At 69.4% G+C, this 24,886-nt stretch carries 20 protein-coding genes; 10 read left to right on the top strand and 10 right to left on the bottom strand.

Features of this window, described 5'->3' with window-relative positions:
- Positions 1 to 38: 38 nt before the first annotated feature.
- From ACT3T5_RS09380 to ACT3T5_RS09365, 4 genes are all read left to right on the top strand, one after another.
- Positions 39 to 2,495 (top strand): DNA gyrase/topoisomerase IV subunit A, encoded by a 2,457-nt coding sequence (locus ACT3T5_RS09380; protein WP_444579004.1) that lies wholly within the window; start codon positions 39 to 41, stop codon positions 2,493 to 2,495.
- Between the two features lie 53 nt (positions 2,496 to 2,548).
- A complete protein-coding gene (locus ACT3T5_RS09375; protein WP_444579005.1) occupies positions 2,549 to 3,619 on the top strand; it encodes a DUF998 domain-containing protein in 1,071 nt (356 codons plus the stop codon).
- 44 nt (positions 3,620 to 3,663) lie between these two features.
- Positions 3,664 to 4,533 carry a D-hexose-6-phosphate mutarotase gene (locus ACT3T5_RS09370; protein WP_444579007.1) on the top strand — a complete coding sequence of 290 codons (870 nt, stop codon included), beginning with the start codon at positions 3,664 to 3,666 and terminating at the stop codon, positions 4,531 to 4,533.
- 566 nt (positions 4,534 to 5,099) lie between these two features.
- The gene (locus ACT3T5_RS09365) at positions 5,100 to 5,399 is read left to right on the top strand and encodes a hypothetical protein (protein ID WP_444579008.1); all 300 of its coding nucleotides are present in this window, start codon (positions 5,100 to 5,102) and stop codon (positions 5,397 to 5,399) included.
- Between the two features lie 137 nt (positions 5,400 to 5,536).
- On the opposite strand, the gene hisF is transcribed toward ACT3T5_RS09365, so the two are convergent.
- Together hisF and ACT3T5_RS09355 are read right to left on the bottom strand one after the other, a co-directional pair.
- Positions 5,537 to 6,322: an imidazole glycerol phosphate synthase subunit HisF gene (gene hisF, locus ACT3T5_RS09360; protein WP_444579009.1), complete on the bottom strand. Its 786-nt coding sequence runs from the start codon at positions 6,320 to 6,322 to the stop codon at positions 5,537 to 5,539.
- Entirely contained in the window at positions 6,319 to 8,436 is a 2,118-nt protein-coding gene (locus ACT3T5_RS09355; RefSeq protein WP_444579010.1) for a DNA gyrase/topoisomerase IV subunit B, read from the bottom strand. Before ACT3T5_RS09355 ends, hisF begins: the two co-directional genes overlap by 4 nt.
- Before the next feature lie 129 nt (positions 8,437 to 8,565).
- On the opposite strand from ACT3T5_RS09355, the gene ACT3T5_RS09350 reads away from it, so the two are divergent.
- Positions 8,566 to 8,784, top strand: a complete 219-nt coding sequence (locus ACT3T5_RS09350) for a DUF7455 domain-containing protein (RefSeq protein WP_444579012.1) — start codon at positions 8,566 to 8,568, stop codon at positions 8,782 to 8,784.
- Positions 8,785 to 9,014: 230 nt separating this feature from the next.
- Here ACT3T5_RS09350 and ACT3T5_RS09345 read toward each other — a convergent pair whose 3' ends face one another.
- The 4 genes from ACT3T5_RS09345 to ACT3T5_RS09330 form a co-directional block, all read right to left on the bottom strand.
- A complete protein-coding gene (locus tag ACT3T5_RS09345) occupies positions 9,015 to 10,427 on the bottom strand; it encodes an RNA polymerase sigma factor (RefSeq protein WP_444579014.1) in 1,413 nt (470 codons plus the stop codon).
- Between the two features lie 215 nt (positions 10,428 to 10,642).
- A complete protein-coding gene (locus ACT3T5_RS09340) occupies positions 10,643 to 11,068 on the bottom strand; it encodes a universal stress protein (RefSeq protein WP_444594248.1) in 426 nt (141 codons plus the stop codon).
- A 69-nt stretch (positions 11,069 to 11,137) separates the two neighbouring features.
- On the bottom strand, positions 11,138 to 12,376 hold the full coding sequence (gene metX / locus ACT3T5_RS09335; protein WP_444594247.1) for a homoserine O-acetyltransferase MetX: 1,239 nt from the start codon (positions 12,374 to 12,376) through the stop codon (positions 11,138 to 11,140).
- Between the two features lie 52 nt (positions 12,377 to 12,428).
- Entirely contained in the window at positions 12,429 to 13,589 is a 1,161-nt protein-coding gene (locus ACT3T5_RS09330; protein WP_444594246.1) for a hypothetical protein, read from the bottom strand.
- 151 nt (positions 13,590 to 13,740) lie between these two features.
- Between ACT3T5_RS09330 and ACT3T5_RS09325 the strand changes: the two genes are divergently transcribed.
- Positions 13,741 to 14,874 carry a polyprenyl synthetase family protein gene (locus ACT3T5_RS09325; RefSeq protein WP_444594245.1) on the top strand — a complete coding sequence of 378 codons (1,134 nt, stop codon included), beginning with the start codon at positions 13,741 to 13,743 and terminating at the stop codon, positions 14,872 to 14,874.
- 118 nt (positions 14,875 to 14,992) lie between these two features.
- Here the strand turns inward: ACT3T5_RS09325 and ACT3T5_RS09320 are convergent, their stop codons facing one another.
- Positions 14,993 to 15,346, bottom strand: coding sequence for an Rv2175c family DNA-binding protein (locus ACT3T5_RS09320; RefSeq protein WP_444594244.1), 354 nt, complete (start codon positions 15,344 to 15,346; stop codon positions 14,993 to 14,995).
- Between the two features lie 147 nt (positions 15,347 to 15,493).
- Between ACT3T5_RS09320 and ACT3T5_RS09315 the strand changes: the two genes are divergently transcribed.
- Positions 15,494 to 17,698, top strand: a complete 2,205-nt coding sequence (locus ACT3T5_RS09315; protein ID WP_444594243.1) for a PASTA domain-containing protein — start codon at positions 15,494 to 15,496, stop codon at positions 17,696 to 17,698.
- A 471-nt stretch (positions 17,699 to 18,169) separates the two neighbouring features.
- Here ACT3T5_RS09315 and ACT3T5_RS09310 read toward each other — a convergent pair whose 3' ends face one another.
- Positions 18,170 to 19,564 (bottom strand): class II 3-deoxy-7-phosphoheptulonate synthase, encoded by a 1,395-nt coding sequence (locus ACT3T5_RS09310; protein ID WP_444579023.1) that lies wholly within the window; start codon positions 19,562 to 19,564, stop codon positions 18,170 to 18,172.
- A 90-nt stretch (positions 19,565 to 19,654) separates the two neighbouring features.
- Positions 19,655 to 20,377 (bottom strand): lysophospholipid acyltransferase family protein, encoded by a 723-nt coding sequence (locus ACT3T5_RS09305; RefSeq protein ID WP_444594242.1) that lies wholly within the window; start codon positions 20,375 to 20,377, stop codon positions 19,655 to 19,657.
- Positions 20,378 to 20,475: 98 nt separating this feature from the next.
- On the opposite strand from ACT3T5_RS09305, the gene ACT3T5_RS09300 reads away from it, so the two are divergent.
- Together ACT3T5_RS09300 and ACT3T5_RS09295 are read left to right on the top strand one after the other, a co-directional pair.
- On the top strand, positions 20,476 to 21,252 hold the full coding sequence (locus tag ACT3T5_RS09300; RefSeq protein WP_444579026.1) for an alpha/beta hydrolase: 777 nt from the start codon (positions 20,476 to 20,478) through the stop codon (positions 21,250 to 21,252).
- The gene (locus tag ACT3T5_RS09295) at positions 21,249 to 21,797 is read left to right on the top strand and encodes a hypothetical protein (RefSeq protein ID WP_444579027.1); all 549 of its coding nucleotides are present in this window, start codon (positions 21,249 to 21,251) and stop codon (positions 21,795 to 21,797) included. The genes ACT3T5_RS09300 and ACT3T5_RS09295 overlap by 4 nt, the downstream gene beginning before the upstream one ends.
- 157 nt (positions 21,798 to 21,954) lie before the next feature.
- On the opposite strand, the gene ACT3T5_RS09290 is transcribed toward ACT3T5_RS09295, so the two are convergent.
- Positions 21,955 to 22,890, bottom strand: a complete 936-nt coding sequence (locus tag ACT3T5_RS09290; RefSeq protein WP_444579028.1) for an ROK family glucokinase — start codon at positions 22,888 to 22,890, stop codon at positions 21,955 to 21,957.
- A gap of 170 nt (positions 22,891 to 23,060) precedes the next feature.
- Between ACT3T5_RS09290 and ACT3T5_RS09285 the strand changes: the two genes are divergently transcribed.
- On the top strand, positions 23,061 to 24,869 hold the full coding sequence (locus ACT3T5_RS09285) for an AMP-dependent synthetase/ligase (protein WP_444579029.1): 1,809 nt from the start codon (positions 23,061 to 23,063) through the stop codon (positions 24,867 to 24,869).
- Positions 24,870 to 24,886 lie beyond the last annotated feature (17 nt).

Genomic DNA, 24,886 nt, shown 5'->3' with positions numbered 1-24,886 from the left:
CCCGGAATCATGGCCGGTCATGCGCCATGATGTCCCTCATGGCCCGATCACGAAGCACCCAGCCGCCCGCCGGGGATGACGAGGTCGACGAGACGATCGTCGACATCGACGTCACCAGCGAGATGGAGACGTCGTTCCTCGAATACGCGTACTCCGTGATCTATTCCCGGGCGCTTCCGGACGCCCGAGACGGGCTCAAGCCGGTCCAGCGCCGCATCCTCTACATGATGGCCGAGATGGGGCTGCGCCCCGAGCGCGGGCACGTCAAGAGCCAGCGCGTCGTCGGCGAGGTGATGGGAAAGCTCCACCCCCACGGCGACACCGCGATCTACGACGCCCTGGTGCGCATGGCCCAGAGCTTCAACATGCGCATGCCCCTCGTGGACGGGCACGGCAACTTCGGCTCCCTCGACAACGGCCCGGCGGCGGCCCGGTACACCGAGGCCCGCCTCGCCAAGGCGGCTCTGCTGATGACGGACTCGCTGGACGAGGACGTCGCGGACATGATCCCGAACTACGACAACCAGCTCACCCAGCCCGAGGTGCTGCCTGCGCAGTACCCGAACCTCCTCGTCAACGGGGCGTCCGGCATCGCGGTCGGGATGGCCACGAACATGGCGCCGCACAACCTGGTCGAGACGATCGCTGCGGCCCGCCACCTGATCGACCACCCCGACGCCGATCTCGAAGCCCTCATGCGCTTCGTCCCCGGGCCCGATCTGCCCACCGGAGGGCGGATCGTCGGGCTCGACGGTGTTCGTGATGCGTACCGCACGGGTCGCGGCTCGTTCAAGATGCGGGCCACGACGCGCATCGAGAACATCACCTCGCGGCGCAAGGGCATCGTCGTCACCGAGCTCCCCTACCAGGTGGGGCCGGAGAAGGTCGCCGAGAAGCTGCGTGACGCGGTCCAGGCCAAGCGCGTGCAGGGCATCACCGACTATCAGGACCTGACCGACCGCCACCACGGCCTGCGCCTCGTGCTGACCGTGAAGTCGGGTTACGACCCCGAAGCGGTGCTCTCGCAGCTGTACAGGTACACGCCGCTGGAGGAGTCCTTCGGCATCAACAACGTGGCCCTGGTCGACGGTCAGCCGCGCACCTTGGGCCTGAAGCAGATGCTCGAGGTCTTCGTCGACCATCGGCTGCAGGTGGTGCGCCGACGCACCGAGCACCGGCTCGGCAGGCGCAAGGCGCGCCTGCACCTGGTCGAGGGCATGCTGCTGGCGATCGTCGACATCGACGAGGTCATCCAGATCATCCGCAGCAGCGACGACGCGGAGTCCGCACGCACCCGCCTGATGGGCGTCTTCGATCTCTCGCAGCTGCAGGCCGAGTACATCCTCGAGCTGCGGCTGCGCCGGCTGACGAAGTTCTCGCAGATCGACCTCGAGGCCGAGCGTGATGACCTGCGTCGGGAGATCGAGGAGCTCGAGGAGATCCTCGGCTCCGACACGGTCCTGCGCACGCTGGTCTCCACGGAGCTCGCCGCCGTCGCCGCCGAGCACGGGGACTCCCGGCGCACGGTCCTGCTGGAAGCGGCCGATCAGCCCGCCGTCACCGCCTCCGGATCCCTCGAGGTGGCCGACGAGCCCTGCCGGGTGCTGCTCACCGGTACGTCGCTGGTGGCGCGAGTCGCCGGGGAGGACGACGTGCTGCGCGAGGGCCGGCGCAGCTCCCACGACGTCATCGTCTCGGATGTGCTGACCTCGACGCGGTCCACGATCGGGGTCGTCACGGATCGCGGCCGGGTGCTGCATCTGTCGGTCGTGGAGCTGCCTTCGCTCGCCCCCACCGCAGGCGCCCCGTCGCTGGCCGGCGGAACCCGGCTGAGCGATCTCCTGGACCTCGACCGCGAGGAACGACCGCTGGGCCTGATCCGACTCTCCGAAGCGGACGTGGCCCGCGGCGGAGCGATCGCGCTCGGCACCCGCCAGGGTGTGGTCAAGCGCGTGCAGCTCGACTTCCCCCGGACCGACGGCTTCGAGATCATCGCGCTCAAGGACGGGGACACCGTGGTGGGTGTGGTCGACCTGGAGGAGGACAGCGACCTGGACCTGGTCTTCGTCAGCTCGGACGCCCAGCTGCTGCACTTCCCCGCCTCCGGGGTCCGGCCGCAGGGCCGTGGTGCCGGTGGGGTCGCCGGGATCAAGCTCGCCGCCGATGCCCACGTGATCGCCTTCGGGACGGTCGACGTCACTGCTGCAGCGGACGTCGTCACGGTCTCCGGCAGCTCCGGCACCCTGCCCCTGCTGCAGACCGGCTCGCTGAAGGTCTCCTCCCTCACCGAGTTCCCGGCCAAGGGGCGTGCCACCGCCGGGATGCGCTGCCACCGCTTCCTCCGCGGCGAGGACACCCTCATCGGCGCCTGGGTGGTGCCGCACCCCGCCCGGGCCTGCTCCGAGGCGGGCCAGCCGATCGATCTGCCCGAGCCCACGGGCCGACGAGACGGCTCCGGCACCCCGGTCGCCGTGCCGATCGCTGCGGTCGGCTGACCCCTCCTCGGCGAGATATCCCGATGACGCGTCCCGGCACCAGCACCTCCGTGATGTCACGCACCCGCGCCCGGCTGCGATCGACGGAACCGATCCGGGCGGAGGGCATCAGCCTCACGCTCGGCCTCGCCGGGGCGGTCACGGGCCTGGTGGTCGGCCTCCTCGTCCTGCGCGGCACAGCTCCCCTGTCCGGCCCGGGGTCCATCGGGGAGCTCGCCGCCGTGTGCGCGCTCGCCGTCTCCGGTCTGGTCGCCACGGGTGCCCTCCTCGTGCTCGCCCCGCGGGTCCACCCGTGGATGCAGGACATGCCGTGGTGGCGACGAGTTCTGGCCGTCGCCGGGCCGTCCCTGGTGTACGCGGTGCTCGCGTTCCTGCTGACCGGTGCGATGTTCGCGGTGCTGCAGCTGGCGTTCCAGGGCGTGGCGCTGGATCGCTTCGCGAGCACGTTCTGGGTGAGTGCCAGCACCGGGGCCTGGGCCTACATCGTCGGGGCGGGCTCAGCGGCCCTCGATGGCCGCTCGCTCGCCACGCTGCTCATGGCCTTCCTCACCGTCGGGGTGCTGTCCGCCGCGATGCTGGCCCCGGATCCTTACTGGTGGGAGCAGTTCTTCTCCCAGCTCGGCGCAGGATCGGATCGGGCCGGGCTCGCCTTCAACCTCACCCTGCTGCTGACAGGCTTGGCCTTCGTCGCGGTCGGGGACTTCCTCGGGCACGACCTCGGGCTGTGGGCTCGTGCGGCCGGCGAACCACGGTGGAAGGTCCAGGTGGTGCATGGGACCCTGGCGGTGCTGGGAGCGCTGCTCGCCCTGGTCGCCCTGATCTCCCTGAACGTCAGCGAGTACTGGCACAACGTCGTCGCCGAGTCCCTCGTGGTGGTCTTCGGACTCGCACTCGTCGTCTTCCCGGTGCTGCTGCGCCGGCTGCCCGGCGGTCTGCTCCTGTTCACCGGCATAGCGTTCGCGATCCTGGTGATGCTGATCGTCCTGTTCGAGGTGGTGGGCTATCTGAACATGACGGCCTTCGAGATCGGCACGGCGGTGACGGTGTACGTCTGGCTCCTGCTGTTGATCCGGGCGGTCTCCGCAGCCGGGGACGGCGTCCGCGAGACGACGGCAACTCCCTGACACCCGCCGTTCGAGAGCCCATCCCCCGTGGGACGATGAGTGCCATGAACACTTCGAGCACTGCCGCATCCGTCTCCCTGCCTGACGGGGTCCTCCTCGAGCAGCTCCACGGCGCCGACGCGATCGTCGTCGACGTCCCGGCTGCCCGCGCAGTCGTCCATCTCGACGGCGCGCATCTGACCAGCTGGGTTCCCGCCGGGGAGTCCGATCTGCTGTGGCTCAGCCCCGACTCGGCCTTCGGACCCGGCGAGGCCATCCGCGGCGGCATCCCGCTGGTCGGCCCCTGGTTCGGCCCCGGGCGCGACGGGACCATGGCGGTCAAGCACGGCTGGCTGCGCACGGTCCGCTGGGATCTCGTCTCCGCGGCCCTCGACGGCGATGATGTCGTCCTGGAGCTGGAGACCCCGCAGGACGCCGCAGAGCTCACGGGGAGGGTCGTCTTCCGCATCGGTGCCGAGCTCTCCGTGGATCTCACGCTCACGGCCGGGCAGGAGGCCCTCGAGATCGAGGCCGCGCTGCACACCTATCTCGCCGTCGCGGACGTGCGGCAGATCGCGATCGACGGGCTCCGAGAGGCCGCGTACCTCGACAACACGCGAGGACTGGCCGCCGACGTGCAGGGTGATCAGGCGCTGCGCCTGACCGGCTCCACCGACAAGATCTTCGACGCGCACGGGGAGGTCACGATCCTCGACGAGGCGGGGTCCCGCCGCATCGTGTCCAGCCCGCGCGGCACGACGAAGACCGTGGTGTGGAACCCCTGGCCCGAGCTCGCCGCCGGGATGGGCGACCTGCCCGACGATGCCTGGCCCGAGTTCGTGTGCGTCGAACCGGCCGTGGCCAAGGATCGCTTCGTGACCCTCGACCCGGGCGCCGCACATACGCTCGGCGTCACCTACCGCATCGAGCACTGATCCGTCCGGGGCTCTGAGCGCACCGCTGCCCGCTCACCGCTCACCGCCCACCGTTCGCCGTTCGACGTTCGCCGTTCGCCGTTCGACGTTCACCGTTCACCTTGAGGACCCGGTCCTGCCCTTCGCCGGGCGGGACCGGGTCCTCTGCCGTCCTGCTCGGCCCTTCTCGGCGTGGTTCTCCGTCGAGGTGAGCACTATTTATTCGCTTGTGGTCCGCACTCTGCGATGGTCGACTGTCCTCATGGAGATGCACACCACCCCGTTCCCGGCTCGTACGGCCGCGGTCCTGGTCGGCTGCGCTGCGTCCCCCCTCGGGCGTCACGGATCGACCGTGCGCAGGGCAGCGACCGGTGGGGTACCCCGCACCACCGGCAAGGCCGCATAGGCCCTCCCGACGCCGGAGATCGCTCCGCGTCGCACACCCATCGGCCCGTCGCGCCGATCCTCGTCACGACACCTCTCTCGACGCTCGTCGAGCGCTTCGTGACGCCCTCCTCTCTCTGCGGACACATCGTGTCCGCTGGCGCGAGAAGACTCGAACGCACCCCATCGGCCAGGAGGCCGCCATGTCCGTCCAGACACCCCTCGACCGTCCACCCACCACCACCACCGCCCTCACACCGCTGTCGACGCTGCGAGCTCCGCTCCCGGAGCACCGCCGGGCGCTGCAGGCTTCGCCGGAGCGCGCTCCGTCCGAACCGGGCATCGCTGCGAGCGTCGTTCCGAGTGTTGACGTGCGCGCCGCACGAGTCCGCCGTCGTGCCATCGAGCGCGCACGCCGGCGCGAAGCCGCCGAGCAGGCCCTCCAGGAGCGGGATCAGCTGTTCCTGAACGCTCTGGCGACCACCGCCATGCCTCGGCGATGACTCCGACGGCTCCGGGCTCCGGGCTCCGGGCTCCGGGCTCCGGGCTCCGGGCTCCGGGCTCCGGGCTCCGGGCTCCGGGCTCATAAGACAGGACCCCGTCCGTTCCCGGACGGGGTCCTGTCGCCAGCGCGGCGCGATCAGCGCACGGTGATGCCGTCGGCGGCCATCGCCTTCTTCGCGTCGGCGATGGTCATCTGCTGGAAGTGGAACACGCTCGCCGCGAGCACGGCGTCAGCGCCGACGTGCACGGCCGGCGCGAAGTCCTCGGGCTTCCCGGCACCGCCTGACGCGATCAGCGGAAGGTTGGTGGCCCCTCGCGCGAGCCGGATCAGCTCGAGGTCGAAGCCCTGCTCGGTGCCATCGGCGTCCATGGAGTTCAGCAGGATCTCCCCGGCGCCTCGCTGCGTCACCTCGCGGATCCATGCGATCGCATCGATGCCGGTGCCGCGACGGCCGCCGTGGGTGGTGACCTCGAAGCCGGACCCGGTGCGGGCCGTGCCCTCCGGGGTGTCCTTGGTGACGCGCCGGGCGTCGATCGAGAGCACCAGAACCTGGTTGCCGAAACGGTGGGAGATCTCGCTGATCAGCTCGGGACGTCCGATCGCAGCGGTGTTGACCCCGCATTTGTCGGCGCCCGCCCGGAGGAGCTGATCCACGTCGTCCACCGAGCGCACCCCGCCGCCGACGGTCAACGGGATGAAGATCTGCTCCGCGGTGCGGCGCACCACATCGATCATGGTCGCCCGGCCCCCGGAGGAGGCGGTGACATCGAGGAAGGTGAGCTCATCGGCCCCCTCCGCCCCGTACCGGGCGGCGAGCTCGACCGGGTCCCCGGCATCGCGCATGCCCTGGAAGTTGACGCCCTTGACGACACGGCCGGCGTCGACATCCAGGCACGGGATCACACGGACGGCGACACTCATGCGTCGATCCTCTCCAGGTCGAGCTCTTCGGCTCCTTCGATGATGAACTGCTTGCGGGGCGCGACCTCGGAGCCCATCAGGAGCTCGAAGACCGCACTGGCGGCCTCCGCATCCTCGATACGCACCCGACGCAGGGTGCGGTGACCGGGATCCATGGTGGTGTCCGCCAGCTGATCAGCGTCCATCTCACCCAGACCCTTGTAGCGCTGGATCGGCTCCTTGTACTTCTTCCCCCGCCGCTCGAGGTTCTTCAGGAGCTTGTTCAGCTCTGCCTCGGAGTAGGTGTAGACGAGCTCGTTCTTCTTCTTGCCGCCGTGGATGATCTCCACGCGGTGCAGCGGCGGGACCGCGGCGTAGACACGCCCGGCCTCGACCAGCGGCCGCATGTAGCGATGGAACAGGGTCAGCAGCAGGGTGCGGATGTGGGCACCGTCGACGTCGGCATCCGTCATCATGATGATCTTGCCGTAGCGAGCGGCGTCGAGGTCGAAGGTGCGCCCGGAACCGGCCCCGATGACCTGGATGATCGCCGCGCACTCGGTGTTCTTGAGCATGTCCGTGATGGACGCCTTCTGCACGTTGAGGATCTTGCCGCGGATGGGCAGGAGCGCCTGGTACTCCGAGGAGCGCGCGTTCTTGGCGGTGCCCAGGGCGCTGTCACCCTCGACGATGAACAGCTCGGAGCGCTCGACGTCATGGGTGCGGCAGTCGGCGAGCTTGGTCGGCATCGTGGACGACTCCAGGGCGTTCTTCCGCCGCGAGACCTCCTTGTGCATCCGTGCCGCGATGCGTGCACGCATCTCGGAGACCACCTTGTCGACGACCAGCGCGGCCTGTTCCTTCTCGCCCTTCGTGGTCGAGGTGAGGAAGGTGGTCAGCCGCTGCTCGACGATCTTCCCGACGATCGCGCGGATCGCCGGGGTGCCGAGGATCTCCTTGGTCTGGCCCTCGAACTGCGGCTCGTCGATGCGCACACTCACGACAGCGGTCAGGCCTGCCAGCGCATCGTCCTTCTCGATCTTCTCGTTCTTGGCGTTGAACTTCACCCGTCGAGCCTGGTTCTCGACCTGCTTGCGCATCGTCTTGACCAGGGCCTGCTCGAAGCCGGACATATGGGTGCCGCCCTTGGGCGTGGCGACGATGTTGACGAACGAGCGCAGCGTGGAGTCGTAGTCGGCACCCCAGCGCAGCGCGATATCGACCTCACAGGAACGCTCCACGTCGGTGGAGACCATGTGCCCGTTCTTGTCGAGCACGGGCACGGTCTCGGTGTAGTCGCCCGATCCCTGCAGGCGGATCACGTCGGTGATCTTCTCGTCCTGCGCCAGGTACTCGACGAACTCGCTGATCCCGCCGTCGTACTTGTAGCTGCGTGTGGCCGGTTGGTCCGGGGAGGCCTCGGGACGCTGATCGGTAACGGAGATCTGCAGGCCGGGCACGAGGAACGCCGTCTGTCGGGCCCGCCGGTGCAGCTCGTCGAGCGCGAAGTGGGATCCCTTGATGAAAATCTGCGGATCCGCCCAGTACCGCACCCGGGTCCCGCTGACTCCGCGCTTCGCCGTGCCGATCACGCGCAGCTCCCCCGGTCCCTGAGCAGGGGTGAAGGGCGCGTCGGGGTCCGGCTGGTCGCCGTCCTCGAAGGTCCCCGGCTGACCTCGCCGGAAGCTCATCGCGTAGGTCTTGCCGGCACGGTCCACCTCGACGTCGAGCCGGCCGGAGAGCGCGTTGACGACGCTCGCGCCGACACCGTGCAGGCCGCCGGAGGCCGCATAGGAGCCGCCGCCGAACTTCCCCCCGGCATGGAGCTTCGTATAGACGACCTCGACACCGGTCAGGCCCGTGCGCGGCTCGACATCGACCGGGACACCACGACCGGTGTCGCGGACCTCGACGGAGGCGTCGGGATGCAGGATCACCGAGATGGAATCGCCGTGACCGCCCAGGGCCTCGTCGACCGAGTTGTCGAGGATCTCCCACAGGCAGTGCATGAGCCCGCGGGAGTCCGTCGAGCCGATGTACATGCCGGGACGCTTCCGCACCGCCTCCAGCCCTTCGAGGACCTGGAGGTTGCGTGCGTCGTATGCGGATTTCTTCGTGCTGCTGGAGGTGGCCACGCCTGGGATCCTACGTGCCCGGCGCCGTGGAACCGCGCATTGCGGCACCGCTCACAGATTCGTTGCGCCCCGAGCGAACCACGGGCCCGAGCACTCCCCAGGGGGCGCATCCGATGCTAGAAAAGGACTATGAACCTGACTCTTGAAGCCCCCCGGCTGACCGCACACGACCGCTGCGACCGCTGCGGCGCCCAGGCGTACGTCAAGGTGCTCCTGGAGGCCGGCGGCGAGCTGATGTTCTGTGCACATCACGCCCGCGCCCACCAGGACGCCCTCAAGGACGTCGCCTCCGAGGTCATCGACGAGACGGAGAGGCTCCACGCCAAGCCGGAACCGGTCGAGGACTGATCACCGTCTGAACCACGGCCCGGGTGACGTCACCCCGGACCTCAGACGAGAGGGCACCCACCGCTGGTGGGTGCCCTCTCGTGGTCTCGGACGCCGACGGCCCGTACGTCCAGACGGCGACTCTGCGCAGACGCTGGCTGCCTTCAGACACCGACTGCCTTCGGACGACGGCGGCGCCGGGACCTGTTCACAGGTCCCGGCGCGGCCGTCGAGGTCGTGCGGGGTCGCCCTCAGTCGAGGTAGTCGCGCAGCACCTGCGAGCGCGAGGGGTGACGCAGCTTCGACATCGTCTTGGACTCGATCTGACGGATCCGCTCGCGCGTGACGCCGTAGACCTTTCCGATCTCATCAAGGGTCTTGGGCTGCCCGTCCTCGAGACCGAAGCGCATGGAGACCACTCCGGCCTCGCGCTCGGAGAGGGTGTCCAGCACCGAGTGCAGCTGCTCCTGCAGCAGGGTGAAGCTCACGGCATCCGCCGGGACCACAGCCTCGGAGTCCTCGATGAGGTCACCGAACTCGCTGTCGCCGTCCTCACCCAGAGGGGTGTGCAGGGAGATCGGCTCGCGGCCGTACTTCTGGACCTCGACGACCTTCTCCGGGGTCATGTCGAGTTCCTTGGCGAGCTCCTCGGGGGTGGGCTCCCGGCCGAGGTCCTGCAGCATCTGCCGCTGGACACGAGCGAGCTTGTTGATGACCTCGACCATGTGCACCGGGATGCGGATCGTGCGGGCCTGGTCCGCCATGGCGCGGGTGATCGCCTGACGGATCCACCAGGTCGCGTAGGTCGAGAACTTGTAGCCCTTGGAGTAGTCGAACTTCTCCACGGCGCGGATCAGACCGAGGTTGCCCTCCTGGATCAGGTCCAGGAACAGCATGCCGCGGCCGGTGTAGCGCTTGGCGAGGGAGACCACCAGTCGGAGGTTGGCCTCGAGCAGGTGGTCCTTGGCGGCCCGCCCGTCCTCGGCGATCATCCCGAGCTCACGGCCGGCCTTCGTCTTGGCGATCGACTCGTCGCGCTTGAGCTTCTGCTCCGCGAAGAGACCGGCCTCGATACGCTCGGCGAGCTCGACCTCCTGCGCGGCGTTCAGCAACGCCACCTTGCCGATCTGCTTGAGGTAGTCCTTGACCGGATCGGCGGTCGCACCAGCGGTGACGACCTGCTGGGCAGGTGCGTCATCCTCCGAGGCATTGAAGATGAAGCCACCTGAGGCCTCGACCTTGGCGTCAGCCGCCGACGCCTCCTTCTTGGGCTCCGACTCCTCCACCTCTTCGTCGGCCTCGTCCTCCGCGTCCTTCGACGCGGCGGCCTTGGACGCCTTCGTGGCGGCGGGCTTCTTCTTCGCAGCGGGCTTGCGCGCGGCAGGCTTCTTGGCCGCAGGCTTCTCGGCGGCGGGAGCCTCGGCATCATCCGCCGGCTCCGCGGCGGTCTTCGTACTGGACGTGCGCTTGCTCGGGGTTCCGGCGGTCTTCGCGGTCGTGCTCTTCGCGGTCGACGCGGAACGCTTCGAGGTCGCGTCCGCCTCGGGGACGGCCGCCTCAGCGGTCGTCTCGGTGGCGGTCTCAGCGGTCTTGGAGGAGGTCACAGAGTTCCTTCTTCCGGCGGTGACCCTGGGGTGCACCGCCACACTCGGGCGATCAGTCATCTCGGCGCGGCTCGGGTCCTGGGGCAACCGTCGAACCGGTGTCTACCGGGTTCACGGCGCACGAAGGCACGGTGCCGTCAAGCCTCACAAGTATAACGTCCTGCGCGAGCACTTATTCCCGGCCGCGCCCAGAAGCCTCGGCAGCGTCTCTCCGCACCCCGGCAGCGCCTCCTGCTGCGCCTGCTGCCGCACCCCCGAAGGGCGCGGCACGAACTTCAGGCGACCGAGTGCTTGCTGGTGCCCGCGTGCCGGTCATCGTCCTTCACGGCGAGCACGGGACACGGCGCTCCGAGCACGACACGTCGTGCGGCGGCGCCGAGATTGAGCTTCCCGATGGGCGACTTCCGCCTCAGCCCGATCACCAGCAGAGTCGCCGAGAACTCATCGACCACGGTCAGCAGGAACTCACCGATGTCCGGCAGCGATCGACGACGCAGCACGACGTCGACCCCCTCCGCATCCGCCTCGGCCAGAGCGTCCTGCACGTCCGCCTCCGACGGGGCGGCGAGCCCGTCCGGAGCTTCGCAGAACTGGTAATAGGCGACGACCAGGTCCGTTCTGTCCCGCTTGGCGCTCCGGACTGCAGAGCGCAGGGCAGCCATGCCCTGGCTCGATGGTGTGTAGCCCACGACAACGGTCATTCGCCAGCTCCCAACTCGGGACGGTTCTCGAGACGCCTCGCTCGAGGGCCGTCGACTGATCCCACCAGCTTAGCCATCGAGCAGGTCCGCGATCCACCCGTCGAGCTCCGGATGGGCGAGCAGGAACGCATCGTGCCCGACCTCCGAGTGCGCGACATGCCAGCTGGAGCGTGGGATGTGCTCGGCCATCTCCTCCACCAGCGACGGAGGGAAGAGACGATCGGAATCGATCGCCACGACGAGCGCACGAGCGCTGACCCGGGACAGCGCCGCGTCGACCCCGCCGCGGCCCCGGCCGACGTCGTGCGTGCTCATCGAATGGGCGAGCACGAGATAGGAGTTCGCGTCGAAGCGACGCGCGAGCTTGCCGGCATGGTGGTCCAGATAGCTGGTGATCTGGTGACGCCCGACCCCGTCGAAGGGGTCCTCGGACTCCTGGGGGCGATTCCCGAATCGGGTCTCGAGCTCCGTCGCGGTGCGATACGTGGTGTGGGCGATGCGGCGCGCGATGCCGAGTCCCAGCTGCGGACCCTGGCCACCGCCGACGTCGTAGTAGTCGCCGCCCCGGAACTCGGGATCGACGCGGATCGCAGCGCTCTGGGCGCTGTTCCAGGCGATCTGATCAGCGGTCGCCCGCGCCGAGCTGGCGATGACAGCGAGCCGCTCCACCTCGTCCGGATGGCTCACCGCCCATTCGACCGCTCGCATCCCGCCCATCGATCCACCGATCACGAGACCCCAGCGCTCGATCTCGAGCTGGTCGCGCAGGCGACGTTCAGCGGCGACCTGGTCCCGCACGGTCAGCACCGGGAACCGGGAACCCCAGGCACGTCCATCGGGAGCCAGGGAACTGGGCCCGGTGCTCCCCTGACAACCACCGAGGATGTTCGGCGCGATCACGAACCAGCGGTCGGTGTCGATCGGGAGACCGGGACCGACCACGTCCTCCCACCATCCAGGACTCGGATGCGCGGCGCTCACGCCTCCACGCACGTGCGAGTCCCCGGTGAGCGCGTGCAGCACGAGAATGGCGTTGCCGCCATCCGCGTCGAGGGCACCCCAGGTCTCGTATGCCATGGTGACGTCCTGGAGCACCGTGCCGCTCTCGAGCTCGAGAGAGCCGATGGACATGAACTTCCGGTCCCCTGCCCCGTGCGCGGTGGTCCAGGCGCCCGTTGAAGCGGCCGGCGGGACATCCGGGGCGGGCTCTCCGGTCACCTGCCGGTCCGGGAACGAGGTCGCGGCCCGTCCGCTCGGGGTCGACGAGGTGGTCGCCGTCGTCCGGTGCAGAGCTCCGAGTGCGGTCATCGGCGGCTCCTCCTCCCTGCGCTCCGGCCGGCTCGCACCAGTCGTCCCGGAGTCAGGGACTGGGCCACCAGGCCGGAAAGATCGGCGTGTCGGTCATACGTGCCAACAAGGGTGCCAGAGTCGATGCCGGTTCCCGATCCCAGAGCTCATCCACGAGACCGCCCGCCGTCGCGAACCGGTGGTTCCACCAGGCCAGCAGGACGAGTATCGCGGTCAGCCCTCGCCACGCCTCCCGGGCGATCCCGTGGTTCGGGAGTGCCGGATCCGCACATCCTGCCGCCACGACATCGCGCAGCTGCTGAATCGCCATATACCATTCGCCACCTGCACAGACGTCGACATCCGGGGTCCAGGACCCGTCCCGGACGAGAATCTGCAGCAGCTGCTCCCGATCGATCGGGGCGGCGTTCCCCCGATCGACGCAGCGCGCGAGCAGCTCCCAGTGCAGGCGCTCGACGGCGACGGCGGACACCAGTTCCGAGATGTGTTCACAGTCCGTCACGAAGCGCGGATCCGCAGGACCCTCGACCCCGGCGCGCAGCCTGCGCAGCGCGTCCCGTGCTCTGGCGAAGAGCTCCCCCGGATCGACGGCAGCGTCGAGGGCCGTCCGGGTGAGATGCAGGTGGCGGCCCACCAGCTCGAGCCGCGGCTCGTCCCGGGGCGGCTGCGGGATGGAGCGTCCGACGAGGACCTCGTCGGCAGCGGCGCGAGTCTCCTGGAAGGGACGCAGCGGCTGCGGCGGCGAGACCAGGAGGCGTTCCTCGTCGCCGTCGGGCTCGCCCCGGATCACCTGCCGGCACTGCGCGTTCGCGACGAGCCAGAGGGACTCCAGCGGAAAGGGGTCCGGAAGCAGGTGAGCGGCCGTCGCGAGGAACCTCGCCGACAACCGCACCGTGAGCTCCTCCACGACGGGTTCGGGCAGCTCACCGTCACCGTCGCCGACGACGATCATGGCAGAGGCCCGGCGACAGCCCCGGCTCAGCAGGAGCTCCAGATGCTGCTCGAGCCGGTCCGCCCAGCCCGGGGCGAGGAGGTCGGACAGCTCGGACGTGGTCACCACCGGAGGCTGCCCGCTCTCCCCGCACCCCATCACGATGAGGCAGTCGGTCGGGATCTGACGCAGGCAGATCCTGGTCTCGGCGAGGAACTCGGAGGGGTCGTAGGGGTGCAGGACACGCCGAGCGGAGCCGGCTGGTGGGGTGTTGGTCGTCATGGACCGACCTTCGTGCACCGTTCCCGTCCGCGCAGTCCTCCCGCCCGAGTTGGGGACGGACACCCCGTGTGGAGGAAAGGACCCTGTGCCCGTGCGGCACGCGGTCAGGACGCCGTGGGAAGATCATCGGGACCGTCGAAAGGGAGTACCGATGTCCTCTGCTGGAGCGCCGCTGACCGGTGCCGACCTCCGTGAGCTCGATCGACGTCTGGTCGAGCGGGTCGAGTCGATCACCGCCGACGAGCTCGCACGGCGACGCGGTCATCTCGCGGAGATCTCTCCGGAGTCCGCACAGCTGGTCGACACCCTCGCCCGCTATCTCGACGGAGGGAAGCTGCTGCGCCCACGCTTCTGCTTCTGGGGAGGGGCCTCCGCTCTGCACCGAGAGCCCACCGAGGACGAACTGGACGCGCTCGCCCGCTACGGCGCCGCGATCGAGCTGGTCCAGGCCGCGGCCCTCATGCACGATGACGTCATCGACCACTCCCCCGTGCGCCGGGGACGCCCGGCCCTCCATGTCGAGGCCGCGACGGACCACGAGCTCGCGAGCCTCGTCGGCTCGTCCGAGGATTACGGGATCGCGCTCGCGATCGTGCTCGGCGATCTCGCTCTCAGCTGGGCCGAGCAGCTCGCTGCCGCTGTCGATGTCGAGCCGACGAGGGCCGCCCGGGCCCGCCGGGAGTTCGATGACCTGCGCACTGAGGTCATGTCCGGTCAGTTCCTGGACATCCTCCACCAAGCAGGGGGCTTCTCCTCCGCCCCCGACGCGGAGAGCGCGGCCCTGTCCGTGATCCGCTGGAAGACCGTTCCGTACACGGTGCTGCGTCCGGTCCGGATCGGCGCGGCGCTGATGGGCGGGGACGACACCGCCCTCGACCAGCTGTCCGCCTGGGCGATCGAGGTCGGCACGGCGTTCCAGCTGCGAGATGACCTGCTCAGCGTGATCGGTGACCAGGACGAGACCGGCAAACCGATCGGCGGCGACATCGTCGAGGGCAAGCGCACCGTGCTGCTGGCGCGGACCGAGTCCGCCACCGATGCGGCCGGGCGAGAGCTGTTGGAGAGCGTCATCGGCCGCTCCGACGCGACGCCGGCGCAGATCCAGCAGGTGCATCACCTCATGGTCGCCTCAGGCGCCGTCCGCTCGGTCGCCGACGAAGTCCGTGCTCGGGCAGCACATGCGCGCGAGCTGCTGGCCGGCGCCACCGGCATCGGAGATCCCGGGCGGGCCGGACTCGCAGCCCTCGCCGAGCAGGCGACGGACGTCGACTCGCTGCCGGGCTGAGCGACCCCGGGGATCACGCGTACGTGGACGGGACGTGAGGCGCGAGGCGCTCCCGTGGACCTGGAAGATTACGCGAGGCGCTCAGGAGAAGTCCGTACGGGTCGAGCCGGACGGCTGGTCAGAGGGCGAGCGCCTGGGCCCGACGTCGCACCTCGCCGCGCTGACCGATGCGCAGCTGATCGATCGGACGACCGGGAAGCGACTCATCCTCGGTGAAGAGCCAGGTCAGCAGCTCCACATCGTCGAATCCACCGTCGCGAAGGATCGTGATCGTGCCGCGGAGGTGCGGGGCGATGCCCTCGTCCGTGAGCAGCAGCGCCGGGACCATCCGGACGACGGGGTCACCACGACGCACGGCGATGAGCTCCCCCTCGTCGACGAGTCGACGGACGCGGGAGACTTCCACGTCCAGGTGCAGGGCCACATCGGGGAGGGCGAGCCAGTCAGGGATGAGTTCATCGAGGGCATTCACGGGACCAGGGTGCCACGCCCGAGGACCGGCGCGCACCCCGAGCGCGCCATCGGCCATGGACATCACGCCGACCGACGTCACACTCCCGAGCCCGATCGCCGTGTGTCGGTGCGAACTCCTCGCAGCAGTGCGTCGTAGATTGACCACGTGAGCGCGGCGACGTCGACTTCCCCCGGCATCAGCCTGCTCCTCGACGACCGTTATCGGGTCGAGGAGCCGATCGCGCGCGGCGGAATGGCGACGGTGCACCGCGGCCACGACGAGCGGCTGGACCGCGTCGTCGCCCTGAAGATCATGCATCCCCACCTCGCGATGGACGAGGACTTCCGTCGACGTTTCGGTCGGGAGGCCCGCGCCGCCGCGAGGCTCGCGCATCGCAACGTCGTCGGGGTCTTCGACCAGGGGGCCGACGAGGACCGCATCTACCTCGCCATGGAGCTCGTCGAGGGCGAGACCCTCCGCGCGCGGATCCTCGACCGTGGCCGTCTCACCATCGGCGAGACCCTCGATGTCACCGCGCAGGTGCTCGAGGCCCTGGTGGCCGCCCACGCCGCCGGGATCGTCCACCGCGACATCAAGCCCGAGAACATCCTCCTGGCCCCCGACGGGCTCGTGAAGGTCGCCGATTTCGGCCTGGCCCGTGCTATCGGGTCGAGCAACTCCTCCGCCAGCGCGACGCTTCTGGGCACCGTCGCCTACATCAGCCCCGAGGTGGTCACCCGAGGTCACAGCGACGAGCGCAGCGACCTGTACTCCCTGGGGATAGTGCTGTACGAGATGCTCACCGGGGTCCAGCCGTTCCGCGGCGAGCAGCCCGTCCACATCGCCTTCCAGCACGTGCACGAGGACATCCCCGCACCGTCCACCGTCGCCTCCGGCATCCCTCGTGAACTCGACTCCCTGGTGACCTGGGCCGCTGCCCGACCGGTCGAGCAGCGCCCCGCCACCGCCGCTGATCTCCTGCGCGCGGTCCGAGAGCTCCAGGACACCCTCCCAGCCACGGTCCTGAGCACCCGCCCCACCCCGCGCGAGCTCGACGACACCTCGGACGTGAAGCTGCCGACCGCCCATCTCGATGACGTCGTCGCCGAACTGCGGCGCGGCCCCCGGGCGTTCCCGGCCGGACTGCTCGAGGACGATCACCGCGACAACGGCGACGAGAAGTCTCCCGTTTCCGACCACCTCGTCGACGAGGCGTCGGCCGTCGAAAAGGTCGAGGGGGGCGAGGAGGGCGAAGGGGGCGAGACAAGTTCGGAGCTCACGCCCGATCTCGACGGCGCAGAGGCAGCAGAGGGCTCCTACGGCGCAGGCAGCCCCGAGAGCTCTGAGGGCTCCGAAACCTCTGGGGGCCCTGAGGGCTCTGAGGACACAGCCGACGAGGACTCCAGCTCGCGCACCGTCGTGCTGCGTACCCCGAAGGGACGTCGTGGCCGCCATCTGCCCCTCGGGACACGGCACCGTTCCCGCCCGCTCGCGGTCGTGGCGGCGCTGTGCCTCGCGGCCGCACTGGTGCTCGGGGCATGGTCCGGCGGGGATTGGTACTTCAACACGGGCCCTGGGGCGGATCGCACCGTTCCCATCCTCACCGGCACGCAGCTGACCGACGCCGAGGCCGTACTCGACTCCGCCGACCTCGCCGTGCACACCGAGGAGCGGTTCGACGACACCGTTCCCGCCGGCCACGTCATCTCCTCGAGCCCCTCGACCGGGACCACGGTCAAGAAGGGCTCGGGCGTGGATCTCGTGGTCTCCAAGGGCGTGCAGACCTTCCCGGTCCCGGATGTCCAGGGCAAGACCCTCGAGGCGGCTCGCAGCGAGGTGGAGGACGCCGGTCTCGAGTTGGTGGAGGACGACCCGAAGTACTCGGAGACCATTGCGAAGGGCGAGGTCATCTCTCAATCCCAGGAGGAGGACGCACTGCCCGCCGGTGGCGAGGTGCACGTCGTCGTCTCCCAGGGTCGACAGCCGATCACCATCCCCGACCAGACCGGCAAGAGCGGTGAGAGCGCTCGCAGCGCGTTGGAGAGCGCCGGATTCACGGTGACGAGCTCATCGGCCCACTCGAGCAGCGTGCCTGCCGGATCGGTCATCTCCCAGTCGCCGGCGTCGGGCACCGGATACCGCGGCGACACGGTCAACGTCGTGACCTCGCTCGGGCCGGAGATGGTGAAGGTGCCCGACGTGTTCCAGAAGCCCGAGGCCGAGGCGAAGGCCACGCTCGAGGCCGCAGGATTCGCCGTCACCGTGGAGCACGATCGCGGCAAGCCGGTGTTCGGCCTCGTCTACGAGCAGTCCGCAGCAGCAGGGTCCGAGGTCGAGAAGGGCTCGGCGATCACCATCACCGTGTTCTGACCTCGAGGACTTTCTCACCAGTGCGCAGGATGAGGCGGGGCATCCACGTGACGGTGGATGCCCCGCCCCTTCGTTGACGGAGAGGGGCCACGACCTGCACGACATAGCCCGCCTCGTGCAGAACTCACCTCGCGCAGAGCCCGGTCGAGTCCGAAACCGATGGTGCGGGCCGAGCGTGCCCCCCAACGGGAAGCGGCCGGGCGGGAAACACCCCAACGGGAAGCGGCCGGGCGGGAAACACCCCAACGGGAAGCGGCCGGGCGGGAAACACCCCAACGGGAAGCGCTCGAACGGGAAGCCCCCGAAGGCGAAGCGACCGACGGCGGGTTACCCATAGGTATCCAGCAGCACGTGTCGTCGAGCGGCGCCTCACCGACACACCATGCGGGGTGGGCAGGTCGACTCATCCCGGGAGCCAGCGTCCGCACCCCGCGGGCTGGCGTTCCGACCTCGCGCGCGGCGAGCGTCCGCTCAGCGCCGGGAGAGCATCTCGGCGACGAGGAAGGCGAGCTCGAGGGACTGCTGATGGTTCAGCCGTGGATCCACCAGCGTCTCGTACCGACGGGTCAGGCCCTCTTCATCGATCTCTCCGGCGCCGCCGAGGACCTCGGTGACGTCATCACCCGTGAGCTCCATGTGCAGCCCGGCCGGGATCGTGCCCAGAGCCTGATGCACCTCGAAGAAGCCGACGACCTCGTCGAGGATGTCCTCGAACCGACGGGTCTTGTATCCGTTGGACGACGTGATCGTGTTGCCGTGCATCGGATCGGTGACCCAGGCGACCTGCGCCCCGGAATCGTGCACGCCCTCCACGAGCGCAGGGAGCCGCTCACGGATCTTCCCTGCTCCCATGCGGGTGATGAACGTCAGCCGGCCGGGCTCGCGCTCCGGGTCGAGCTTGTCGATCAGGCGCAGTGCATCGTCCACCGATGCATCCGGCCCGAGCTTGACGCCGATCGGGTTGCGCAGGCGCGCCATGAAGTCCACATGGGCGCCCTCGAGCTGGCGGGTCCGCTCCCCGATCCACAGGAAGTGACCGGAGCAGCCGTAGATCTCCCCGGTGCGGGAATCGATCCGGGACAGCGCCTCTTCGTAGTCCAGCAGCAGCGCTTCGTGCGAGGCGTAGAACTCGACGACCTTGAGGGCGTCGAAGTCCGCACCGATCGCATCCATGAAGCGAATGGCCTTGTCGACCTGACCTGCGAGCTCCTCGTACCGGTCGTAGCCGGCGCCCGAGGTGAAACCGCGGTTCCAGGAGTGCACCTCACGCAGGTCCGCGAAGCCGCCACCGGTGAAGGCGCGCAGCAGGTTCAGGGTCGCCGAGCTCGTGGTGTACGTCTTCCACAGCCGCTTCGGATCGGGGATGCGGGACTCGGGCGTGAAGGCGTACGCATTGACGGCGTCGCCGCGGTAGGTCGGGAGCGTCTGTCCCTCGTAGGTCTCCTCGTCGGAGGAGCGCGGCTTGGCGAACTGGCCCGCCATGCGGCCCATCTTCACCACGGGGACGGAGGCCCCGTAGGTCAGGACCGCCGACATCTGGAGGATCGTACGGATCTTGTTGCGGATGCGATCCGCGGTGGAGTCGGCGAAGGTCTCCGCGCAGTCTCCCCCGGCGAGCAGGAAGGCCTCACCGCGGGCTGCCGCTGCGACCCGGTCGCGCAGCACATCGACCTCACCGGCGAAGACCAGCGGCGGAGCCGAGCGCAGATCCTCGAAGACCTGTGCGCGCTCGTCCTCGTCGGGCCATACCGGCTGCTGGACCCTCGGATAGTCGCGCCAGGCACCGAGCGCTGCCAGGCCGTCATCGGCCGAGGACAGGGTGAAGGCGTGGGCGCGGGCGGGGGCATCAGAGCTGAACTGGGTCACCCCCTCAGGGTACGCAGTGCGCGGCCGCTCAGCGGACGTGTTCCAGTGGGCAGGACCACACTGCGCGCGTGGTTCCACCTCGTCGGCCCGTCAGCCGCTCCGAGGCCGGTCCGAGCGCCCGGCGGCGGCGCGCAGCCGCCGCTTGACGTCTGCCGAGTACTCCTCGCTGCGCTCCTGCCCGGACATCTCCTGGATGCGATCCATGACTGCTTCCGTGATCGCGCGGACCAGTGCCGATTCGTCGGTGCCGTCCCAGGAGCTCGCGATCTCCTGGGCCAGCAGCGGCTCGCCGATCACCACGCGGATCTGCGGCCGTCTGCGCGGGAAGTACTTCCGCCCGCGATGGGCCTCGTGCACTCCGAGCATCGCGACCGGCACGATCGGCACCCCCGTCGCGAGGGCGATGCGGGCCACTCCCGTCTTGCCGCGGTAGAGGCGCCCGTCGGGACTGCGGGTGCCCTCGGGGTAGATGCCGAGGATCCCTCCTGCCTCGAGCACGGCCGCCCCGGCATCGATCGCCGGCCTCGCCGCGCGGCCTCCGCTGCGGTCCACGGGCATCACATGGAGTCCATGCATGATGCGCGCTCCGATCCGTTGCGGGAGCGAGCTGCCGGAGAACATGTCCGACTTGCCGAGGAAGTGCACGGTCCGGCGCAGCTGCCCGGGCAGGAACACGGTGTCGCAGTACGCCAGATGGTTCGAGGCGAGGATGACCGGCCCACTCTCGGGGACATTCTCCGCTCCGGTGATCGCGGGGTTCCACAGCAGGCGGGAGATGGCCATGACCACCGGTTTGGCGAGCTCGTACAGCACAGCGGACTCCTCGTGGATGCGCGGGAGAGCGACGTCCGATCGGGCGGCTAGGGGGGAACGGGGATGAAGCATGCGCGCGCGGGTGCGACGATGTACCCATGGCGTTCAGCGAACTGTCCCGCCCCTGGAGCGCGCGGGGTCACTCTAACCCGCGCGGTGGGTTGCTCCTGTGCCATGGATTCACCGGATCTCCGCAGTCCCTGCGGCCGTGGGCCGAGGATCATGCGGCCCGGGGATGGGCGGTGGAGCTGCCCCTGCTCCCTGGGCATGCGACCACGTGGCAGGACCTCACGAGGTACCGCTGGCAGGACTGGTACGAGCAGGTGCGCGACGCCGCGATCGACCTCTCCGACGAATTCGGCCCGATCGCCGTGGGCGGGCTCTCCATGGGAGGGGCTCTCACCCTCGCACTCGGAGAGGATCCCGAGCTCCGCGGCCGCATCGCAGCGCTCGTGGCCGTCAACCCGGGCATGACCCTGACGCCGGTGGCCGGCATCGCCGAGCTGCTGGCCCCGGTGGTCCCCACGGTGGCAGGCATCGGGTCCGATGTCGCCCGGGAGGGTGCCGTTGAGGAGGCCTATGACCGGACCCCGCTGCGCGCCGTCGCCCAGCTGCGCCGGCTCTTCCGTCGTACACGACGAGGACTGGACGGCGTGACGGCTCCGCTGCTGCTGGCCACCTCGCGCGAAGACCACACGGTCCCTCCGTCGGACAGCGATATCGTCGCGGCCGGCGTGAGCGGCAGCGTCGAGCGGCTCGCCCTCCCCCGCAGCTATCACCTCGCACCGCTGGACCATGACGCCCAGCGTCTCTTCGAGGCCTCCGCCCAGTTCCTCGAGCGGCATGTCCCCCACCGTCCGGGAGAAGAGCGATGAGCCCGGAGCGGGGCAGCGCCCACGATCCACGTGACGTCGACGCCGAGTTCGCCCGCATGCTCGAGAGCGAGGGCATGGTGCTCCGTCCCGGCGAGGCACCGCATGAGCCCGCGGCGCGTACGCCGGATCCCACGGACGACGCCGCCGGTGACGACCTGTGGTCCTACAGCGCAGAGTCCCCGCCGGAGCCACCGAGCGCCGAGTCCCGCGCCCGGGCCCGCGCCGCACATCCCTCGGCCCGCCCGCCCGAGCCCGTCGCCGGTCCGCGCGACGCGCCGCGGCCTCGCGAGCTGGACGACGACGAGGTCCTCTACGGGGACTTCGAGCCCCCGGACCCCGATTTCCCGCAGCCGACCTCGGCGTCGCTGTGGTCCTGGACAGCCCTCATCGGCGGCTTCCTGCTGCTGGTCATCGTCCCCATGTTCTCGGTCCTGCCCGGCATCCTGGGCTGGCTGGGCGGGCTGGCTGCGCTGGGAGGGGTCATCTCCTTGCTGCTGCGGGTCCCGCGCTCGCGACACGGGGACGACGACGGCGCCGAGCTCTAGGAGCACTGTTCCAGCAGGTCCGTGCTAACTGCACTGTTCCCACAGATCGGCGCCAACATTTCTGCGCCTGCCTGCTCGCTCCTCCGCGAGCGGGGCCCGGCCGGCGCCGCCCCCGCCAGCAGCAGTGGCGGGGACAGAGGACGAGGCGGAGGCCGTGTCAGCGTGCGAGATCCGCCGCGCCGACGATGCCGGCCCGATTCCCCATGCTCGCCAGGACGAACGGAGCCAGCGTGCGATGGGTGCGCGCCGTCAGGTTGGCGGCGTACGCCTCCCTCGCCGGGGCCAGCAGCATCTCCCCGGCGGCTGCGACACCGCCGCCGACGACGATGACCTCGGGGTCCAGCAGCGAGGAGATCGACGCCATGCCGAGCCCGAGCCACGTGCCGAGCTCGGCGATCAGCTCCTGCGCGCCGGGGTCCCCCTGCTGCGCGACCCGCGTGATCAACGGCCCGTCGATCTCCTTCTTCGCACCGCCGGCCGCCTGCACGAGAGGGCCCATCACGGGGTCCCCCGCCGCTGCGCGGCGCTTGGCGGTGCGCACCAGCGCTGTCCCTGAGGTGTACTGCTCGAGGCAGCCCTTGCGACCGCATCCGCACCACTGGCCGTCCGGGACCGCGGTCATGTGCGCGACCTCTCCGGCGAACCCGTCGCCACCGCGGATCAGCTGCCCGTCCAGGACGATCGCGCCGCCCAGGCCGGTACCGAGGGTGACCATCAGCATGTGCTTGGCCTCGGTCGCGGCCCCGAAGCGATATTCGGCCCACCCGGCCGCGTTCGCGTCGTTCTCGACGACCACGGGGAGCCCGGTCAGCCGTTCGAGCTCGTCGGCCAGGGGGCGCTGGCGCCACGCGAGGTTCGCGGCGAACCGGACCGTGCGGCGGTCGGCGCTGACGAAGCCCGCCGCACCGACGCCCACCCCGACGACCTCATGCTCCGCGCGCAGCTCTGCCACGGCGTCAGCCACTCCGGCCTCGATCAGCTCAGCATCCGTGGCCGGGGTGCTCCGCGTCGTCGCGGCGATGATCCCACCGTCCTCGTCGACCACGCCAGCCGCGATCTTGGTGCCCCCGATGTCCACTCCGATGGAGAGCATGTTGCTCCTTCCCGATCACTGCTGATCGCGTCGTCCGGATTCCCCGGTGCCCAGCTTGTCGTGTCCTATCGTAGGTCGCTCTGCCGTAGGATCGGACCGACCCCACCAGCGCTTCCGCTCAGGCGTCCGGCATGCCGGAGTCAGCCTGTGTCCGGATCGAAGGAGATTCGATGAAGCAGTTCACCTCTGCCCCACAGCACGAGAGCCGGCCCGACGAGAACACGACGGATCTGCTCCTGGACCGGTTCCGCAACGACCCCTCCGTCCCCATCTTCGAACTGACACAGGACGACGGGAGCTATCTCCCCTTGTCGATCTCCGACTTCATCGACGAGGTCAAGGAGGTCGCCAAGGGTCTGATCGCGATCGGTCTCGAGTCCGGCGACGTGGTCGCGATCCTCTCCCGCACCCGCTATGAATGGGCTCTGGCCGACTGGGCGGTGTGGTGGAGCGGAGGCGTCAGCGTCCCGATCTACGAGACCTCCTCCCCGAGCCAGATCCAATGGATCGCCTCGGACACCGGGGCACGTTTCGCCCTGGTCGAAGCCTCCCGCCATCAGGAGGACATGGATTCCGTGCGCGGGGAGCTGCCCGCCCTCGAACACATCGGCGTGCTCGAGAACGGCATCATCGACGAGCTCAAGTCCCGCGGAGCCGAGGTGAGCGACGAGGACCTCGAGGCCCGCCGCACCTCCCGACGCCTCGACGACGTCGCCACGATCATCTACACGTCGGGAACCACCGGCCGGCCCAAGGGCGCACTGCTGACCCACGGGAACTTCGTGGACACGACGCGCAGCGCCCTCAACCTCCTCGGCAAGCAGGTGCTGCCTCCCGGCTCACGCCTGCTGATGTTCCTGCCGATGGCGCATGTCTTCGCCCGGCTGATCACGGTCCTCGCCGCGTCCTGGCCGGTGACGACTGCGTTCACTCCGGACACCAAGAATCTGCTGCCGGACCTCGCGGCCTTCAAGCCCACCTTCCTGCTGGCTGTCCCCCGTGTGTTCGAGAAGGTCTACAACGGCGCCGAGGCGAAGGCGATCACCGGCGGCAAGGGCAAGATCTTCGGTGCCGCCGCGGAGACCGCGATCGCCTATTCGACGGCGCAGGCCGCCGGCAAGGTGCCGATGGCGCTCAAGATCAAGCACGCCGTGTTCGACAAGCTCGTCTACGGCACACTGCGCAGCGCGATGGGCGGAGACGTGAAGTGGGCGGTCTCCGGCGGCGCGCCGCTGGGAGCGCGCCTCGCACACTTCTTCCGCGGCATCGGGGTCACGATCCTGGAGGGCTACGGCCTCACCGAGACCACCGCACCGATCTGCGTGAACCTTCCCTGGGCGGTCACGCCGGGCACCGTCGGTCCCCCGCTGCCGGGCTCCACGGTCGCGATCGACGAGACGGGCGAGATCCTGGTCAAGGGCGTGATGGTATTCGCCGGCTATCACAACAACCCCGAGGCCACGGCGGAGTCGCTGCAGGACGGCTGGTTCCACACCGGCGATCTCGGCACTCTCGACGAGGTCGGCGACCTGACGATCACGGGCCGCATCAAGGAGGTCATCGTCACTGCTGGCGGAAAGAACATCTCCCCGGCCCAGCTCGAGGACCAGCTGCGCTCACATCCGCTGGTCAGCCAGTGCGTGGTCATCGGCGACCAGAAGCCGTTCGTCGCCGCGATCCTCACCCTCGACGCCGAGATGCTCCCCACCTGGTTGAAGAACAACTCCCTGCCGGAGATGACGATCGCCGAGGCCGCCGAGGACCCGAAGGTCCATGCCGAGCTGCAGACGATCGTCGACAAGGCCAACCAGACCGTCTCGCGCGCCGAGTCGATCCGCTCCTTCGAGGTCATCGACACCGACTTCACGGAGGAGAACGGGTATCTCACCCCCTCGTTGAAGCTCAAGCGCAACGTCGTCGTCAAGGACATGGCGCAGGTCATCGACAAGATCTACTCCCAGTCCAAGCCGGCTGGCTGACGGATCGGCCTGTTGGC

The organism is Brachybacterium sp. AOP3-A1-3 (assembly GCF_052378285.1).
Classification (GTDB): Bacteria; Actinomycetota; Actinomycetes; order Actinomycetales; family Dermabacteraceae; genus Brachybacterium.
The sequence above is the reverse complement of the archived record's forward strand: the minus strand, read 5'-3'. Positions and strand labels throughout refer to the sequence as shown.

Excerpts from the sequence above, each read along its gene's own strand:
- ACT3T5_RS09380 (WP_444579004.1), top strand. The coding sequence starts at position 39 with ATGGCCCGATCACGAAGCACCCAGCCGCCCGCCGGGGATGACGAGGTC.
- ACT3T5_RS09375 (WP_444579005.1), top strand. The coding sequence starts at position 2,549 with ATGTCACGCACCCGCGCCCGGCTGCGATCGACGGAACCGATCCGGGCG.
- ACT3T5_RS09370 (WP_444579007.1), top strand. The coding sequence starts at position 3,664 with ATGAACACTTCGAGCACTGCCGCATCCGTCTCCCTGCCTGACGGGGTC.
- ACT3T5_RS09365 (WP_444579008.1), top strand. The coding sequence starts at position 5,100 with ATGTCCGTCCAGACACCCCTCGACCGTCCACCCACCACCACCACCGCC.
- hisF (WP_444579009.1), bottom strand. The coding sequence starts at position 6,322 with ATGAGTGTCGCCGTCCGTGTGATCCCGTGCCTGGATGTCGACGCCGGC.
- ACT3T5_RS09350 (WP_444579012.1), top strand. The coding sequence starts at position 8,566 with ATGAACCTGACTCTTGAAGCCCCCCGGCTGACCGCACACGACCGCTGC.
- ACT3T5_RS09345 (WP_444579014.1), bottom strand. The coding sequence starts at position 10,427 with ATGACTGATCGCCCGAGTGTGGCGGTGCACCCCAGGGTCACCGCCGGA.
- ACT3T5_RS09340 (WP_444594248.1), bottom strand. The coding sequence starts at position 11,068 with ATGACCGTTGTCGTGGGCTACACACCATCGAGCCAGGGCATGGCTGCC.
- metX (WP_444594247.1), bottom strand. The coding sequence starts at position 12,376 with ATGACCGCACTCGGAGCTCTGCACCGGACGACGGCGACCACCTCGTCG.
- ACT3T5_RS09330 (WP_444594246.1), bottom strand. The coding sequence starts at position 13,589 with ATGACGACCAACACCCCACCAGCCGGCTCCGCTCGGCGTGTCCTGCAC.
- ACT3T5_RS09325 (WP_444594245.1), top strand. The coding sequence starts at position 13,741 with ATGTCCTCTGCTGGAGCGCCGCTGACCGGTGCCGACCTCCGTGAGCTC.
- ACT3T5_RS09300 (WP_444579026.1), top strand. The coding sequence starts at position 20,476 with ATGGCGTTCAGCGAACTGTCCCGCCCCTGGAGCGCGCGGGGTCACTCT.
- ACT3T5_RS09295 (WP_444579027.1), top strand. The coding sequence starts at position 21,249 with ATGAGCCCGGAGCGGGGCAGCGCCCACGATCCACGTGACGTCGACGCC.
- ACT3T5_RS09290 (WP_444579028.1), bottom strand. The coding sequence starts at position 22,890 with ATGCTCTCCATCGGAGTGGACATCGGGGGCACCAAGATCGCGGCTGGC.
- ACT3T5_RS09285 (WP_444579029.1), top strand. The coding sequence starts at position 23,061 with ATGAAGCAGTTCACCTCTGCCCCACAGCACGAGAGCCGGCCCGACGAG.